The organism is Nocardia amamiensis (genome assembly GCF_015477605.1).
Classification (GTDB): domain Bacteria; phylum Actinomycetota; class Actinomycetes; order Mycobacteriales; family Mycobacteriaceae; genus Nocardia; species Nocardia amamiensis_A.
Genome location: NZ_JADLQX010000003.1, coordinates 105,530 through 120,930, shown reverse-complemented (window position 1 = coordinate 120,930; position 15,401 = coordinate 105,530). Strand labels below are relative to the sequence as shown.

Annotated in this window: 16 protein-coding genes; 10 read left to right on the top strand and 6 right to left on the bottom strand. The window is 68.5% G+C overall.

Translation table 11 applies throughout. The annotated features are described in order from the left end of the window. Nucleotides 1-236 precede the first annotated feature (236 nt). Entirely contained in the window at nucleotides 237-785 is a 549-nt protein-coding gene (locus tag IU459_RS05140; RefSeq protein WP_195128299.1) for an ester cyclase, read from the top strand. A 9-nt stretch (nucleotides 786-794) separates the two neighbouring features. Here IU459_RS05140 and IU459_RS05135 read toward each other — a convergent pair whose 3' ends face one another. Next, nucleotides 795-1,517, bottom strand: a complete 723-nt coding sequence (locus tag IU459_RS05135; protein ID WP_195128298.1) for a TetR/AcrR family transcriptional regulator — start codon at nucleotides 1,515-1,517, stop codon at nucleotides 795-797. A gap of 717 nt (nucleotides 1,518-2,234) precedes the next feature. Between IU459_RS05135 and IU459_RS05130 the strand changes: the two genes are divergently transcribed. After that, complete coding sequence (locus tag IU459_RS05130) at nucleotides 2,235-3,380, top strand: MAB_1171c family putative transporter (RefSeq protein ID WP_195128297.1); 1,146 nt, start codon at nucleotides 2,235-2,237, stop codon at nucleotides 3,378-3,380. Here IU459_RS05130 and IU459_RS05125 read toward each other — a convergent pair. Beyond that, nucleotides 3,355-3,756, bottom strand: a complete 402-nt coding sequence (locus IU459_RS05125; RefSeq protein WP_195128296.1) for a PaaI family thioesterase — start codon at nucleotides 3,754-3,756, stop codon at nucleotides 3,355-3,357. The two genes, IU459_RS05130 and IU459_RS05125, sit on opposite strands and share 26 nt — an antisense overlap. Nucleotides 3,757-3,936: 180 nt before the next feature. On the opposite strand from IU459_RS05125, the gene IU459_RS05120 reads away from it, so the two are divergent. Further along, on the top strand, nucleotides 3,937-4,809 hold the full coding sequence (locus IU459_RS05120) for a cyclopropane mycolic acid synthase family methyltransferase (protein ID WP_195128295.1): 873 nt from the start codon (nucleotides 3,937-3,939) through the stop codon (nucleotides 4,807-4,809). On the opposite strand, the gene IU459_RS05115 is transcribed toward IU459_RS05120, so the two are convergent. Beyond that, entirely contained in the window at nucleotides 4,806-5,177 is a 372-nt protein-coding gene (locus tag IU459_RS05115) for a hypothetical protein (protein WP_195128294.1), read from the bottom strand. The genes IU459_RS05120 and IU459_RS05115 overlap by 4 nt on opposite strands. Nucleotides 5,178-5,660: 483 nt before the next feature. Between IU459_RS05115 and IU459_RS05110 the strand changes: the two genes are divergently transcribed. Both IU459_RS05110 and IU459_RS05105 read left to right on the top strand, forming a co-directional pair. After that, on the top strand, nucleotides 5,661-7,004 hold the full coding sequence (locus IU459_RS05110) for an N-acetylmuramoyl-L-alanine amidase (protein WP_195128293.1): 1,344 nt from the start codon (nucleotides 5,661-5,663) through the stop codon (nucleotides 7,002-7,004). 95 nt (nucleotides 7,005-7,099) lie between these two features. After that, a complete protein-coding gene (locus IU459_RS05105; protein WP_195128292.1) occupies nucleotides 7,100-8,137 on the top strand; it encodes a CobW family GTP-binding protein in 1,038 nt (345 codons plus the stop codon). A 133-nt stretch (nucleotides 8,138-8,270) separates the two neighbouring features. On the opposite strand, the gene IU459_RS05100 is transcribed toward IU459_RS05105, so the two are convergent. The 3 genes from IU459_RS05100 to IU459_RS05090 form a co-directional block, all read right to left on the bottom strand. Next, a complete protein-coding gene (locus IU459_RS05100; protein ID WP_195128291.1) occupies nucleotides 8,271-8,705 on the bottom strand; it encodes a molybdenum cofactor biosynthesis protein MoaE in 435 nt (144 codons plus the stop codon). Beyond that, nucleotides 8,692-9,750 (bottom strand): bifunctional molybdenum cofactor biosynthesis protein MoaC/MoaB, encoded by a 1,059-nt coding sequence (gene moaCB, locus IU459_RS05095; RefSeq protein ID WP_195128290.1) that lies wholly within the window; start codon nucleotides 9,748-9,750, stop codon nucleotides 8,692-8,694. The genes IU459_RS05100 and moaCB overlap by 14 nt, the downstream gene beginning before the upstream one ends. 67 nt (nucleotides 9,751-9,817) lie before the next feature. Further along, nucleotides 9,818-11,065 carry a molybdopterin molybdotransferase MoeA gene (locus tag IU459_RS05090; protein ID WP_195128289.1) on the bottom strand — a complete coding sequence of 416 codons (1,248 nt, stop codon included), beginning with the start codon at nucleotides 11,063-11,065 and terminating at the stop codon, nucleotides 9,818-9,820. 488 nt (nucleotides 11,066-11,553) lie between these two features. Here IU459_RS05090 and moaA point away from each other — a divergent pair, with 488 nt between their 5' ends. The 5 genes from moaA (at nucleotide 11,554) to IU459_RS05065 (ending at nucleotide 15,401) form a co-directional block, all read left to right on the top strand. After that, nucleotides 11,554-12,612 (top strand): GTP 3',8-cyclase MoaA, encoded by a 1,059-nt coding sequence (moaA, locus tag IU459_RS05085; protein ID WP_195128288.1) that lies wholly within the window; start codon nucleotides 11,554-11,556, stop codon nucleotides 12,610-12,612. Further along, complete coding sequence (locus IU459_RS05080; RefSeq protein ID WP_195128287.1) at nucleotides 12,605-12,847, top strand: MoaD/ThiS family protein; 243 nt, start codon at nucleotides 12,605-12,607, stop codon at nucleotides 12,845-12,847. Before moaA ends, IU459_RS05080 begins: the two co-directional genes overlap by 8 nt. A gap of 127 nt (nucleotides 12,848-12,974) precedes the next feature. Continuing rightward, nucleotides 12,975-13,343 (top strand): iron chaperone, encoded by a 369-nt coding sequence (locus IU459_RS05075; protein ID WP_195128286.1) that lies wholly within the window; start codon nucleotides 12,975-12,977, stop codon nucleotides 13,341-13,343. A 107-nt stretch (nucleotides 13,344-13,450) separates the two neighbouring features. Continuing rightward, entirely contained in the window at nucleotides 13,451-14,164 is a 714-nt protein-coding gene (locus IU459_RS05070) for a YciI family protein (protein WP_195128285.1), read from the top strand. A 7-nt stretch (nucleotides 14,165-14,171) separates the two neighbouring features. Then, entirely contained in the window at nucleotides 14,172-15,401 is a 1,230-nt protein-coding gene (locus tag IU459_RS05065; protein WP_195128548.1) for an RNA polymerase sigma factor, read from the top strand.

Below are 15,401 nucleotides of genomic sequence, written 5' to 3'. Positions count from 1 at the left end.
CGGGCGAAAACCCTTGGGTCCTACGTTGATATCAAATTGATCATCACCGCAGCTCAGGGCGGATATGACAGCATTATTCCCCTGTTATTACAGGGTTATTCGGGCTGCGTGCGACAGTCGATTACATTGTTATTTTTCCGCTGCCGCACCCGCTCGGGGGAAGATGTTGAGCGCGCGGCCGATTCATGGCTACCATGGCTCCTCGATTACGCACTCCGGGTGAAAGGCGATGCGCCGTGGTTCCGTACAACACCGGACAGTTCCGAATCGAGGCCGAAGCCGAGCCCATCGAAAGCGTGGCATGGCTGACCGAATTCACCGAAGGGTATATCGCGGGTTGGAACAGCGCGGACCCGGCGGCTGTCGCGAAATACGTCACCGAGGACACCATCTGGCACGATCCGTCGATGTCCGAGCCCGCGCGCGGTCGCGCGGGAGTCGAGAAATTCGTCGCCGACACGGTGCGTTCGTTTCCGGACGTGGCCTATACCAATCCCTTTCCGCCGGTGCTGGCCGCGGACAATCGGCTCGCCATCGTGCCGTGGCGGATGACCGGCACGCATCTCGGCCTGATCGACCCACCCGGGTTCGCCGCCACCGGCAAGAAGTTCGACGTGCTGGTGATCGATCTCTGGCAGTTCCGCTCCGGGCTGATCTGGCGCAGCCAGGCTTCCTGGGATCTGCAGGAGATGCTGCTGCAATTGGGCCTGATGCCGCCGCGCGGCAGCGCCGCCGAACGCGCGATGGCGCGCGCCCAGCGGGTCAGGTCCCGGCTGCCGTTCTGAGCCGGGGGATCAGTCGCCGGCGGTGAACCGCTCCATCGCCATGAGGACCGCGGCGCCGACGGTCTCCAGTTCGGCGCCCATGCCGACGAGCAGATTCACGATGGCGGGCACCAGCACCTCGAGCACGCCGTCGTCGCCCAGGTGTCCCGCCATCTCCAGTTGGATGAAGCCGAACAGGCCCATCCACAGCTGCGCGGCCGCCGAACGGACGTCGGCAGTTTCGATCATCCCCGCGTCCTGTGCTCGCCGCACCGCCCCGACCACGTGGTCGAACGTTTCCTGGTAGTGCTCGAACTCCGAGTCATGCCCGGCCACCAGCACATTGCCACGGTTGATCTTCATATCGATGCGCGTTCCGGTACCGAACATCAACTGGAACAACTCCGGCCTGCGCCGCGCCTCGTCGCGGAACGCCAGGCCGAGCACCAGAAGGTCGGCGATCGGCTGGTCGGTCACGCCCGCAGCGGCCATCCGCTCGCCCAATTGCGCGAAGCCCGCGGAGCCCGCGGCGCGGATCAGGCCGGGCATGCCACCGAAATTGGAATACACCGCCATCGTGGAGACGCCGCACATGCGCGAAACGCGGCGGACGGTGAGCGCGTGCAGGCCCTCGGTCGACACGACCTCCACGGTCGCGTCGATCAGGCGATCGCGCAGTGCGGTGTTCATCGCCTCCGGTGCGGCGCGCGGGCGCACGGCTAGTTCGGTCATTCCGGCAGTTTGCTTGCTCATCGCTTCCGCTTCCCCGAACCCGGTCAAGCCGTGACGCATAGGCCCGTTAGGGCGATGTGCACTCGGCCGCGTCGCTGAAGGAGTGCCAGGGAAACGACTTCGGTTCCGATCGATGCACCATCGATTCGCTCGGTCCGGGAAGCTGATCGTGGCTCATCGCGCACAGAAATCTCCGTCCTTGCCGCACGAACAGGCGGGCAGAGCATGAGGTGGTGCCGCGTTCGCGGGCTACGGGAAGCGGGCGCACCCGCAGGGAACTGCGTGTCGGAGGTGAGTGTCGTCACTGAGACTCTATGTGATAGAGAGTAACACCCACGGCCGTTACACCAAATGGTTTGCGTCCTATCCGAATTCGCGCTGTAGCGCTGCGCTGTGACAGCCGACGATCGAGACGCCGCTGTCCTGGGTCCGGTGACAAGCGGGCTCCGTCTCGACCCGGCGAACGCCTGATAATGCCTCGACTCGGACTGATCAGGCAGGTGCTCGATGGGTGTGGTAGCGGATCGCGTACTTGTCAAGATCGACCTCGGACTAGCGGGTGTGGAGCGAGCCGCCTCGTGGATCCGGGCGTGGTCCGGATCCGGAAAGACGAGAACGCCAGGGCAGGGATGACGCGCCTCGGTGGCCGGCTGCTGCCGGTTCTTTATGGGGGCGGTCACAAACACCCGGCAACGGTATCGTCCACGGGGGACAGTTTCGTGGGTGGGAGGTCTATCGATGTTGTCACCGATTCCGGGAGTCATCGCCTGGCCTGCGATCGGCCTCGTCGCCGCTGTCCTCGCGGGCCGGTCGGTGCTCGTGCGCGACACTGTCGTCGATCAGCTGCTCAACCGGCTGTTCCTGTGGGGTTTGCTGAGCTTGCTGCTGTACCGCTGCACCATGACGCCCGGTCTCGCGAGCCTGGCCCATCAGCTGGCGCTCGGTTGCACGGTGATGTCGTCGATGTGCCTGCAAGGGATCGTCCGTGTCTGGGCCTTCGACGCGGACCCGGTCTCGGTCTGGCGCAGGCACCGCGTCTGTGGTGTGCTCGCCGCCGCATGCGCCGCCACGATCCTGCTGGCGGGCACGTCGGCGCGCCAGGAAGGGCGACTGGTCGACCTGACCGCAAGCCCGGGTGACATCGTGGTGTGGACCGCGTTCGGCCTGCCTCTGCTGGTGAACACCTCGCTGCTGGCCCGGATGTGCGTACGGGAGCTACGGTCCGGTGGAATCGGTGTGGAGGGAAAGCTGGTCTCCGGGGGAATGGCCTGGGCGGCAATCCTCTTCGGCATCAATCTGGCGCTGTCACTCGTCCAGATGGTCACCGGGTGGCAGGGCGGGGGAGCGCACCTCGCCAGGGTTGAAGCGTCGGTCACCGCCTGCCTCGTGCTCGACGCGATGTTCATTGCCATTCCGCTGGTGAAGTCGCAGCTCGCCGCGGCGGAGCTCGACCGCGCCGGGCGAACCTGCCGCAGGTTGCGCCCATTGTGGCGGGATCTCACCGCGGCGGTTCCCGAGATCGTCCTGCGCCCCGGCCCGGAGGACCGCACCGATCCGAAGTCCCGGCTGATGCGGATGACCGTGGAGATTCAGGACGCCCTGTTGCACCTCGGCCGGTACGCTCCGGCCACCGCCGGGCCGGCCGGGTCGGGCTGTCCGCTGACCGACTACGCACGCCAGGTGGCGCAGGCGGCGCTCGCGCGGAAGTCGGGGTCCGCGCCGGTCGGATCGCCCCCGGCCCGATTGCCCGTGCCCGCGAAGGACTTCGACGCCGGGCTGCGGCAACTGCTCGATCTCGCCCGGGTGTGGCCGGCCGCCCGCGCCACGGCGGGGGTGATCGCCGCGGCCTCGCCTGCGCCTAGAGCACTGCTTGGGTCTGGGTGATCTTGGCGACCAGCTTTTCCGCGTCATCGTGGATCGCCGTCTCGACCACGATGAACGAACGTCCGGCGTGCAGCGGAATCGCGGTTGCCGTGGCGTAGCCGGAGCGGACGGCGCGCAGGAAGTTCGTCTTGGACTCGACCGTGGTGGTGCCCTGCTTGCCTTCGGGCAGGTTCAGGAACGCGCACACCGCGCCGGTCGCGTCGGCAAGCGACATCAGCGCCCCGCCGTGCAGCACGCCACCGAGGGTGCACAGTGACTCGTTCCAGGCCAGTCGGCTGCGTACCAGCTCGGGTCCGTGTGCGAGGACCTCGATGCCGAGACGTTCGGTGAACGGCATGGTCTGGTGGAAGAGCGCGGTGCCCGTTTCGTCGATCATGGGCGCGATCCTGCCCGACGCCATGTCCGGAGTCGATTACGCCGTAGGTAATCGGATGCCTCCCCATGTGTTGTGCAACGGAGACCTCGGCATCGGTTCGGTATCGGTGCCCCGCGGGCCGAAACGCTTCGCCATGCGCGCGGGTATCCGGATATGAACCCGTTGAACAGGAGAAACGCGATGACCGACCTCCGGCCGTTCTATCGGCAAGTGCAAGAGCACTACGACGTCTCCGACGCGTTCTACGCGCTGTTCCTCGATCCCTCGATGACCTACAGCTGCGCCTATTTCGAGCGCCCCGACATGACGCTCGAACAAGCGCAGCGCGCCAAGATCGATCTCGCGCTGGGAAAGCTCGACCTGCGACCGGGAATGACGCTGCTCGACATCGGCTGCGGCTGGGGCGCGACCATGCTGCGCGCCGCCACCGAGTACGGCGCCAAGGTCGTCGGCCTGACGCTCAGCCGCAATCAGTACGACTATGTGCAGGCCATGATCGACCGGAAGCGCCTGGCGGGCGTCGAGGTCCGGTTGCAGGGCTGGGAAGAATACGACGACAACGCCGACCGCATCGTCAGCATCGGCGCGTTCGAGCATTTCCGGCGCGAGCGCTACGCGACATTCTTCGAACGCTGTCATCGGATGCTGCCGCCGGGCGGGCGGATGCTCCTGCACACCATCGTCGGCCACACCCTCGCCGATCTCCAGCGCATGAATATCCCGGTGACCAGGGAGCACGCGCTGTTCCACATCTTCATCAAGCGGGAGATCTTCCCGGGCGGCCAGCTGCCGCAGCCCGCCGAGGTGACCCGGCTCGCCGGTCGCGCCGGCCTGGGCACCGAGAAGATCCAGGAACTGCGACCGCACTACGCGCGCACCCTCGACTGCTGGGCGCAGGCGCTGCGCGAGCACCGTGCCGAAGCGATCGCGATCGCGTCCGAAGAGGTCTACGAGCGATACATGAAGTACCTCACCGGCTGCGCGGCGAACTTCCGCAGCGGGCATATCGACGTCATGCAGTTCACGCTGGTGAAGGAGGGTGTCTCCCGCTAGCCGCCGAACGATCCGGTCTGCGGCCGCGCGGACAGCAACCGCCAGGGGCCGCAGTTCTCGGTCCGGAACGCGACGTCGGTCGGCTTGATCTCCACGCGAACCGGGCTGAGCCGGGTGTAGTTGTTTGCGATGATGTTCTGCAGGTTCGTGTTGTCCCCCTCGACCTTCCACAGCCTGCGCCAGTCGCAACCGAAGGCCGGATCGGGAGTCCCCGGCGCCTCCCACACACCGGGGAGGATGTCTACGCCGACCAGGTAGACGCCGTCCTGCGGCATGGTGTTCGCGGGTTCGGCCGCCGCCGTTCCGGCGGCGAGCAGGGTGACCGCGGAGGCCGTGGCCCCCGCGAGTTGAAGCGTGCTTGCACGCATAAGGGTGTTCTCCTCGACTGTGCTACCGCCGCGTCGCGGCTGCCGTTCTCCCGCCATCGCGGCGGAATCGGGAGATCCCCGCATCTCCGCGCGGCCACACTTACCAGAACAGACCCGGTGGTGTGCCCGAAATCAGGGATTCCTGTGCTGTGGGACAACGCCGCGCGCTGAATCGCGCGATACCCAGCTATTGGCGCTGCTGCTGTCGCCCTGGGGGCACACCTGACCGACGTCATCTGGTGCTACCAGCGAGTTGCCGACGCATTCGGCGTGCCGGTCGGTACAGTCCTGAGCTTGGTGCTCTACGCTCTGCGACCTCTGCGCAAACTGCCGGAGCGCGCCTGATGGCAATGCGCGGCGCGGACTGTAACACTTCGATAACGCGCCTTGCCTTGCTGAGACAGGCGTTGCCAAAGTGAATCGTGGGTTTGGTGTTACAAGTGGGAAGGGAGGGGTGCCCCGTCCCGGGGCACCGACCGCACTATGAAGCCAAGCATCATCAAGGCCGGTATCTGTACCGCCGTCACGGCCGCGGTAACGATGACGGTGTCCGGGTTGCTGCCCGCCACCGCGCAGGCTGCACCGACATCGCCGAACATGGCGAACAAACTCGCAGGTAGAACCGTATTCCTCGACCCGGGACACCAAGGGTCGAATCACTCCGAAAACCTTGCCAGACCGGTCGGCGACGGTCGTGGCGGTACCAAGGACTGCCAGACCACCGGGATGTCCACGATCAACGGCGTTCCGGAGCACACCATCACCTGGAACGTCAGCCAGATGGTCAGAACCGCGCTGGAGGGACTGGGCGCGCGGGTGGTGCTGAGCCGCCAGGACGACACGGGCTGGGGTGGCTGCATCGATGACCGGGCGAACGCGGCGACGCAGTCCGGCGCCGCCGTGGCCGTGAGCATCCATGCCGACAGTGCCCCCGCGGAGTATCACGGCTTCCATCTGATCGTTCCCGAACTGCCCATCCCGAACGCGATCGTCAATCAGGTCCAGTCCGGAGCGGGCCTGGCCGCGTCGCAGGCGGTGCGCGACGCATACCGGCAGGCAGGCTTCGTCCCGGCGAACTACGGCGGCGTCGCGGACGGACTGCAGACCCGCAAGGATGTCGCCGGGCCCGCGCTGACCGCGGTGCCGCTCGTCTTCCTGGAGATGGGCAACGGAGCCAATTCCGAGGACGCCGCGCTGCTCGAGACGCCGCAAGGCCAGCTGAAACACGCGATCGCCCTCACGACCGGGCTGGTCGGCTACCTGCTCGGCACACCGCAGGCGGGTGCGCCGTCGGATCAGTCGGCTGTGCAGCCCATTCCGCAACCCGGCACGCCCTCCGACCGTCCGGCGGGGGAGCAGAGCACGCCGCAGGGGCAGACGAATCCGGGCACGCAGCAGGGACAGACGGTCCCTGGTGTGCCGCAGGGGCAGGCGGTGCCGGGAATGCCGCAGAGCCAGGCGGTGCCGGGACTGCCGCAGGGGCAGACGACCCCGGGCATTCCACAGGGCCAGACGATCCCAGGTGTGCCGCAGAGCCAGACGGTGCCGGGAATGCCGCAGAGCCAGGCGGTCCCGGGCACACCACAGTCGCAGTCCACGCCGGGCACTCCGGCGATACCGAACGCGCCGGGGTCGCCGGGCACCGCCCAGTCGCCGAGCGAACCGTATTCGCAGGAAGTACCCGGATTCACCGTGACACCGGGCTCGATCATGGAGTTGCTGCTGCCGCTGGCGAAATCGCTCGGCATGGATGACAACGCCGTCAGCGCGGAGTTGATCAACCTGGCCTACACCCTGGCGGGCATGCTGCTGGGCCCCGCGAAATAGTCCGCACACCGAACCCACCGGACGCCATCCTCGCCCACATCGAGGATGGCGTCCGGCTTTCTCTCCCGCTCCTGCCGCGCAGTAGGGTGAGCGGAATGGCTGACCGGATTCCTGTTGTGCTCGTCGCGGGGTTTCTCGGTTCGGGAAAGACCACGCTGCTCAACCACCTGCTGCGGAACAATCGGGGCACCAGGATCGGCGTGGTGGTCAATGACTTCGGCGCGATCAACATCGACTCCATGCTGGTCGCGGGGCAGGTCGACGCCATGGTCTCGCTGGGCAACGGTTGCGTGTGCTGCGCGGTGGACGTCACCGAGTTGGACGCGTTGTTCACCCGCCTCGCGCAGCCGCGCGCCAAGATCGACGTGATCGTGGTGGAGGCCAGCGGACTGGCCGAGCCGCGCAATCTGATCCGGATGGTCGTCGGCAGCGACAACCCGCGCATCCATTACGGCGGCTTGGTCGAAGTGGTCGACGCCGAACAGTTCCCGGAGAGCAGCGCACGCCACCCCGAGCTGCTCACGCACCTACGGCTGGCCGATCTGGTGGTGGTGAACAAGGCCGACCGGGTATCCGCGCAGCAGTTGGCCCGGCTGCGTGCGGACGTCACCGCGCTGGTCGGCCCCGCGCCGGTGTACGCGACGACGCACGGCCGGGTCGATCCAGGGCTGCTGTTCGACGAACCGCTGCGGGAAACGCCTCGCGCGGCCGAACAACTGAGCTTCGACGAACTGCTCACCGAGCACGACCACGACCAGGACCACACCGAGCACCGCCATCTGCACGACGACTACACCAGCGTCTCGTTCACCAGCGGGCGCGAGCTCGACCCGCGCAAACTGATCGGTTTTCTGGAGGACCCGCCGCCGGGCCTCTTCCGGGCGAAGGGCTTCGCCACGTTCGGCGTCGCCGATGAACGCAGGAAGTTCGTCTTGCACATGGTCGGCCGCCACATCGCCTTCGAACCGGGCAGTTGGTCACGGGGCGAATCGCGTGGCGCGCAGCTGGTACTCATCGGCGCTGGATTGCACACCGACGCAGCCCTGGCCCGGCTACGGGAGACCGTGCACGACGCCGAGGTCCCCCTCGACCCACAGAGCATGCTCGGCGTCTGGCGCTACACACCGCACTGAGCGCAGCTCGTCACGTTTCGCCGGGAGGCAAACAGCGGTTCGCCACAGCACCGCGTACGTCATCGATGCGGCCGAGTGCACCGGCACGCGCGATGACGTCGACGCACTCGCAATCGTCGCCGAGATACCTCGGTCACCCGCAGGCATTCACCCATTCGGACAGGCCGTCGGCGAACAATTGCCGTTTCCAGATCGGGACTTCGTGTTTGATCCGATCGACCAGTTCCGCGCACACGGCGAACGCCTCGCCGCGATGCGCCGCCGCCACCGCGACGACGATCGCGCGATCGCCGACGGCGAGCGAGCCGATGCGATGCACGGCGGCGACCGGCAAGCCGTGCAAAGCCGCGACTTCCGCGCAGACGGTGTGCAGGAACCGCTCCGCCTGTGGGTGCGCGGAGTATTCCAGTGCCGAAACGGCCTGTCCGCCATCGTGATCGCGGACCTTCCCGGTGAACACCACGACCCCGCCGTAGTGCGGTCCGGTCACCGCTGACTCCACCTCGTCGGGGTCCAGCGGCTGGTCGCTGATCCGGGCGAGCCGGACCGTGGCCTCAGCCGTTGTCATGACTACCACCTCCGGCTACTTGTGCGAGCAGATGATCCAGCAGCGGTTCCAGCACCGCGATGCCGTCTTTGACGCCGCCGGGCGATCCGGGCAGGTTCACGATCACCGAGCGGCCCGCGAGCCCGGCCACCCCGCGGCTCAGCGCGGCGAGCGGGAATTTCGCGGTGCCGCGCTGCCGGATCGCCTCCGCCACGCCGGGGAGTTCGCGATCCAGCAGCGCGAGGGTGGCTTCGGGGGTCCCGTCGGTGGGGGACGCGCCGGTCCCGCCGGTGCTGATCACCAGCGCGGGCTCGAACCGCAGCGCATCGGCCAGGCCGTACTCGATATCGTCGTCGGCGTAGACCAGCGGACCACGCACGGAGAAGCCGAGATCGGCGAGCCATTCCACGAGGACCGGGCCGGTGGTGTCGACGCGGGTGCCCGCCGCGACGCCCGTGGAGGAGACCAACACCACGGCCGAGCGCTCGACCTCGTCGGGTTCAGGCTCGGTGTCCTCGGAGATTTCCTCCGCGGCGAACTCACCGGCCGAGGCGTTCTCGGGCTGCGGAGTCGTCGTTTCGGGCTGTCCCAAGATGTCCGGACGCTCCCAATGCCCGTGCTTGCCACCCTCTTTGGTGAGCAGCCGCACGTCGGTGAGCGTCGCCGCGGGATCCACCGCCTTCACCATGTCGTGCAGCGTGAGACCGGCGACCGCGACCGCGGTGAGCGCCTCCATCTCGACCCCGGTGGGTCCCTTGGTCTTCGCGGTGGCCTCGATCGTGATGGCGGTTTCGGCGAAGCCGAACTCGACCCGCACCGACGAGAGCGCCAGCTGGTGACACAGCGGGATCAGCTCCGAGGTCTTCTTGGCCCCCGCGATGCCCGCGATGCGTGCGGTGGACAGCACGTCCGCCTTCGGCAGATCATCGGCCCGCACCAGCGCGACCACCTCGGCCGTGGTGCGCAACTCGCCCGCGGCGACGGCGATCCGGGTGGTGTCGCTCTTCGCGCTCACATCGACCATGCGGGCGCGACCTTCGTTGTCGACATGGGACAGCTCACTCATGCCTCCACCTCGCTGACGCTCGGCTCCGGCACGAGCGAGCACTCGGCTGTGTCCATTGTCCGCTCACTCATAGTGACCACACTCGCACAAGCGCGCCTGCGGGCAGCGCGGTGATCTCGGCGGGCACATCGATCAGCACGTCGGCCCCGGCCATGCCCGCCACCAGATGCGAGCCGGCCCCCGACACCACCTCGACCGCCTTCGGGTGCCGGTGCAGCGGGCGCGATTCGTCCGACTGAGCGCGGACCAGCTTGCCGCGCAGGAATTGCCGCTTGCCCTCCGGAGACCGCGGCACGGCGGTGAGCAGCGGAAGCTCGTAACAGTCCACCTCGGGTAAGCCGGCGAGGTGGCGCAAGACCGGGCGGGCGAACACTTCGAACGACACCATCGTGCTGACCGGGTTGCCCGGGAAACTGAGCACCGGCACGCCCTCGACGACGCTGAGTCCTTGCGGCCCTCCCGGCTGCATCGCGACCGAGCCGAACTGGCCACCGAGCGGCTCGAGCACCTCCTTGACCACCTCGAAGTCGCCTTTGGAGACGCCACCGGAGGTGAACACCACATCGGCCGCCTTGGTCGCGGCGGACAGCAGCGCCCGGAATCGCGCCGGATCGTCGGGGCTGTGCGCCACCGAGACGACCTCGACCCCGTTGGCCGCGAGCGCGGCGGCCAACGCGACGCCGTTGGAGTTGTAGATCTGTCCGGGGCGTAGCGCGGCTCCCGCGGCGACCAACTCGTCACCGGTGGTGATCACCGCGCCGCGCACGGCGCCGAACACCGCCACCGTCGCCAGGCCGACCGCGGCCAGGGCAGCGATGTGCCGGGGCGCGAGGGTGGTTCCCGCGCGGACGAGCAGGTCGCCGGTCCGGACGTCGGTGCCCGGTTCGCGCACGAATTCGCCTGCGCTGCGTCCTCGTTCGATGGTCACCGCGTTGTCGGCGGCTTGCGCGTCCTCCACCGGGACCACGCAGTCCGCGCCGGGCGGGAGCGGTGCGCCGGTCATCACCTTCACGGCGGCGCCGTGCGGAAGTGGTGTGCGGCCCGCGGCGCCGGCGGCGACCACACCGGCCAGCGGCAGCGTGACCGGCGCGACCAGCACGGACTCCGCCCGCACCGCGTACCCGTCCATCGCGGAATTGCGGAACACCGGCAGGTCGATCGGCGACCGGACGTCCTCCGCGAGTTGCTTGCCCAGCGCGCGCGACACCGCGACGGATTCGACGGCGCGCGCGGCCAGCGGACGCAATACTCGCTCGATGTTGTCGCGGTAATCGTCGACGGACCTCGCCGAAACGCTCGCGGGCCGGTGTTTCATGCCGTCAGCCTAATCGGCACAGCCGCACGAAGTCCCTCCGCAGCCCGCGCCGGCCGAGCGATGGCAGAGGTAGCCGTGGGAACGGCGGTGTCGGACGGGGTCTGTCTGCAGTTCGCGTCGGGCCGAGCGATGGCAGAGGTAGCCGTGGGAACGGCGGTGTCGGACGGGGTCTGTCTGCAGTTCGCGTCGGGCCGAGCGATGGCAGAGGCAGCCGCGGAACGGTGCAGCCGAACGGGTCGTCTGCAGTTCGCGCCGGGCCGAGCAGAGGTAGACGTAGCCGTGGAAACGGCGGTGTCGGACGGAGTCCGTCTGCAGGTGCATTGGGCCGAGCGCAGGTAGAGGCAGCTGCGGAAACGGCGCAGCCGTCTGTGTCCGCGCCGGGCCGGGCTGAGGCAGAGGGGCCGCCTCACCGTCGGAGCCCCGGCACGGTGAGCATTGATGGACCTTCCGCCCGCTCCCGATTCGGGCTCGCCGGTCATAATGGACGTGTGACTCTGGTCGAGATCGGGATTCCCGCCGTACGTTCCGGGCGTCCCTCGCTCGACGGCCGTCCCGACACTCCATATCTGCTGGATCGTTTCGGACGCGTCGCCCGAGACCTGCGCGTCTCCATCACCGAGAAGTGCTCGCTGCGCTGCACCTACTGCATGCCGGAGGAGGGGCTGCCGGAGATTCCGCGGCACGAACTGCTCACCGTGGACGAGATCGTGCGGCTGGTGCGTCTGGCGGTGCGCGATCTGGGGGTGCGCGAGGTCCGCTTCACCGGCGGCGAGCCGCTGATGCGCCGCGAGCTGGAGCAGATCATCGCGGGCTGCCACGCCGAGGTCCCGCACATCCCGCTGGCCATGACGACCAACGCTGTCGGGCTCGAGCACCGTGCCCGCAGGCTCGCAGCCGCTGGGCTGCACCGGGTGAACGTGTCGCTGGATACGGTCGACCGGGCGGGATTCAAGCAGCTCACCCGGCGCGATCGCCTCGAATCCGTGTTCGCCGGTATCCGCGCCGCGCGGGACGCCGGACTCGCGCCCATCAAGGTCAACGCCGTGCTGATGCGCGAGACCCTCGCCGGCGCGCCGGATCTGCTGCGCTGGTGCCTGGACGAGCGCTGTGAGCTGCGGTTCATCGAGGAGATGCCGCTCGACGCCGACCACGAGTGGGCCCGGGCCAACATGGTCACCGCCGCCGAACTGCTCGACGTGCTCGGCACTCGGTTCCAGCTCACCGAGGCGGGGCGCGCGGATCCGTCGGCCCCGGCGGAGAAGTGGCTGGTCGACGGTGGGCCGGGCACCGTGGGCATCATCGCGACGGTCACCCGCAAGTTCTGCGACACCTGCGACCGCACCCGCCTGACCGCGGACGGCATGCTTCGGTCGTGCCTGTTCAGCGATCAGGAATTCGACCTGCGCCAGGCGATACGTTCCGGCGCCGACGACGAGGAGCTCGCGACGCTCTGGCGCGGCGCGATGTGGAACAAGTGGGCGGGACATGGCATCGACGCCGAGGGCTTCGTCCCGCCGGAGCGGACGATGGGAGCCATCGGTGGTTGAGATCCGCTACTTCGCCGCGATCGCCGACGCGGTCGGCAAGGACAGCGAGACCCTGGAGTTTCCGGCGGGCGCCACGGTAGCCGACCTGCGCGCCACCCTGGCGGCCGCCTACGGCCCCAGCCTGGACAAGATGCTGTCGGTGTGCGCCTACCTGATCGGCGACGAACTCACCCGCGACCCCACAACCGCACTCAGCCCACGCGTCGACGTGCTCCCGCCGTTCGCGGGGGGATAGGCGTACCTCCGCCTTCGCTCCGGCCGTGCGCATTGTGCGTACTCGGCCTTCGCTCCGGCCGTGCGCGTTGTGTGTACCTCGGCCTTCGCTCCCCGCGTACGCCGCGTGGTGCGGTTACAGTCGAGCGGTGGTGCAGAGCAAGGCGAGCGACGTCGATGCCTACCTGGCCGAGGTGCCGGAAGCGCGCCGGGCCGCGCTCTCTCGTCTGCGCGAGCTATGCCGCGCGGAACTGACCGGCTTCACCGAGGTCATGTCCTACGGCATGCCCTGCTACGAGCGCGCCGGGGTCGGGGAGATCGCCTTCGCGAACCAGAAGCAGTACATCTCTTTCTATCTGTTGCGCGCCGACGTGCGCGCGGCCTTCTCCGACCGTCTGGCTGGACATGACATGGGCAAGGGATGCCTGCGCTTCCGCACGCCGGAAAGGGTCGAATTCGAGCTCGTCCGCGATCTGCTCCGCGCCACCGCGGCGGGACAGGGCGGCCTGGTGTGCTGAAGACGCGTGAATATTCGGTCCACGAGGGTGTAGAAAACGGCATGCGCCGTTCGTCGTCCGTATAGAACGGGGTATCCGACCCCGTCTATTCGAGGAAGGATGACGCTATGCACTACCTGGCGACACTGGTGGGACGCGAAGACGTACCCGGCGCCCGGCCCGGCACGCCGGAGTTCGAAGCCGAGGTCGCGAAATACGCGGCGTTCGAAGAGCGCGAGGCGGCGGCGGTCGCGGGCGGCGCGGCGCTGTTCCCGTCCGCCGACGCGCTGCACATCCGGCGCAGCGGAGGGCAGACGCTGGTCACCGATGGCCCGTTCGCCGAGCAGGCCGAGGTCGTCGGCGGATTCTATGTGTTCGAAGCCGCGGATCTGGACGAGGCGATCCGGCTGGCCCGCCAGGTGCCCGCCGCCGAGGACGGGGCAGTGGAAGTACGCCCGATGGTGATGTGGTCGCCGCACGACACTCCGCGCGCGGATTGGTGGCTGGCGTTGCTGTGGGAGGCTCCCGACGCGGTGATCGTGCCGGAGACGCCGGAGTGGGACGCCGCCGTCGCCGAACACCAGCGCTTCGGCGCGAAGTATGAAGCAGAGATCCGCGGTGGTGGAGCGCTGCAACCGCCGTCCTCGGCGACCACGGTACGGGTGCGCGACGGGAAGACGTTGCTCACCGACGGACCGTACGCGGAATTCGCCGAGGTGGTGGACGGGCTGTACTTGTACACCGCGCGGGACCGAGCGCAGGCGGCCGAGATCGCCGCGGCCATCCCGCTGGGCGAGCGCGGGCGCACCGAGGTGCGTCAGATCGTGGACCTGGGCAACTGACGTGCGTATGGGTCCGGCCGCGACGATCGACGCCGTCTACCGCGCCGAGTTCGGCCGGGCCCTCGCGACGGTGGCCAGGATGGTCGGCGATATCGGCTTGGCCGAGGACGCGGTGCAGGAGGCATTCGCCGACGCACTGCGCACCTGGCCCGAGCGTGGACTGCCGTCCAATCCGGGCGGTTGGATCACCACGGCCGCGCGCAATAGAGCGCTGGACCGGTTGCGGCGCGAGTCGGCCAGGGCGGTCAAGGAGCATGACGCGGCTCTGACGCGGGCGCCGAACGAGGAGGCCGAGGTGTCGCCGGTGCCGGACGACCAACTGCGGATGATCTTCACCTGCTGCCACCCGGCGCTGTCGCGGCCCTCGCAGGTGGCCTTGACGCTGCGCCTCGTGTGCGGCCTGAGCACGGCAGAGATAGCGCGTGCCTTTCTGCAACCGGAACAAACAGTGGCGCAACGCCTCACGCGCGCGAAGGCGAAGATCCGTCAGGCGGGCATCCCGCTGCGCGTGCCGCCCCCGCGTCTGCTGCCCGAGCGGATCCCTGGCGTACTGGCGTGCGTGTATCTGGTGTTCACCGAGGGGTACTTCGCGACATCGGGAACTTCCGCGGTGCGAGACGAGCTGTGCGATGAAGCGATTCGGCTCGGCAGGCTGCTGTGCGGGTTGCTGCCGCGCGAACCCGAGGCGCGTGCGCTGCTGGCGCTGATGCTGTTACAGGACAGCCGCCGAAACCAACGGCGGCGCGGCGACGGGGAGTTGGTTCCTTTGGAGGACCAGGATCGGTCGCGGTGGGACCAAGCGGCGATCCGGGCCGGGCTGGAATGCCTGAGGTCGGCCGAGGCGGAAGGCGGCGGCCCGTACCTGGTGCAGGCGCGCATCGCAGCCGCGCACGCGACGGCGCCGTGTTGGGCGCAGACCGATTGGCACTCGATCGTCGCGCAGTACGACGAACTGCTCGTGCTCGCTCCGTCGCCGGCGGTGTCGGTGAGCCGCGCCGTGGCGGTGGGTTTCGCCCGCGGGTTCCACGCGGGGCTGGCCGCCCTCCACGAGGTCGCCGCCGACCCGCGGCTGGCCGGATCGCATCTGGTACCCGCGACCCGTGCTGATCTGCTGCGACGTGACGGACGCTGTACGGAGGCCGCGGAGAGCTATCGCGCGGCGCTGGAGCTGGCAGGCAACGACCAGGTGCGGCGGTTCCTGGCGCGCCGTCTCGCGGAGGTCGAGTCGGCGCGCTAG

What these genes read in the sequence shown, in the direction of transcription:
- IU459_RS05110 (WP_195128293.1), top strand. Translation starts at nt 5,661, where the DNA reads ATGAAGCCAAGCATCATCAAGGCCGGTATCTGTACCGCCGTCACGGCC.
- IU459_RS05100 (WP_195128291.1), bottom strand. Translation starts at nt 8,705, where the DNA reads ATGACAACGGCTGAGGCCACGGTCCGGCTCGCCCGGATCAGCGACCAG.
- IU459_RS05125 (WP_195128296.1), bottom strand. Translation starts at nt 3,756, where the DNA reads ATGATCGACGAAACGGGCACCGCGCTCTTCCACCAGACCATGCCGTTC.
- IU459_RS05130 (WP_195128297.1), top strand. Translation starts at nt 2,235, where the DNA reads ATGTTGTCACCGATTCCGGGAGTCATCGCCTGGCCTGCGATCGGCCTC.
- IU459_RS05090 (WP_195128289.1), bottom strand. Translation starts at nt 11,065, where the DNA reads ATGAAACACCGGCCCGCGAGCGTTTCGGCGAGGTCCGTCGACGATTAC.
- IU459_RS05120 (WP_195128295.1), top strand. Translation starts at nt 3,937, where the DNA reads ATGACCGACCTCCGGCCGTTCTATCGGCAAGTGCAAGAGCACTACGAC.
- moaCB (WP_195128290.1), bottom strand. Translation starts at nt 9,750, where the DNA reads ATGAGTGAGCTGTCCCATGTCGACAACGAAGGTCGCGCCCGCATGGTC.
- IU459_RS05105 (WP_195128292.1), top strand. Translation starts at nt 7,100, where the DNA reads ATGGCTGACCGGATTCCTGTTGTGCTCGTCGCGGGGTTTCTCGGTTCG.
- IU459_RS05135 (WP_195128298.1), bottom strand. Translation starts at nt 1,517, where the DNA reads ATGAGCAAGCAAACTGCCGGAATGACCGAACTAGCCGTGCGCCCGCGC.
- IU459_RS05070 (WP_195128285.1), top strand. Translation starts at nt 13,451, where the DNA reads ATGCACTACCTGGCGACACTGGTGGGACGCGAAGACGTACCCGGCGCC.
- IU459_RS05065 (WP_195128548.1), top strand. Translation starts at nt 14,172, where the DNA reads ATGGGTCCGGCCGCGACGATCGACGCCGTCTACCGCGCCGAGTTCGGC.
- IU459_RS05115 (WP_195128294.1), bottom strand. Translation starts at nt 5,177, where the DNA reads ATGCGTGCAAGCACGCTTCAACTCGCGGGGGCCACGGCCTCCGCGGTC.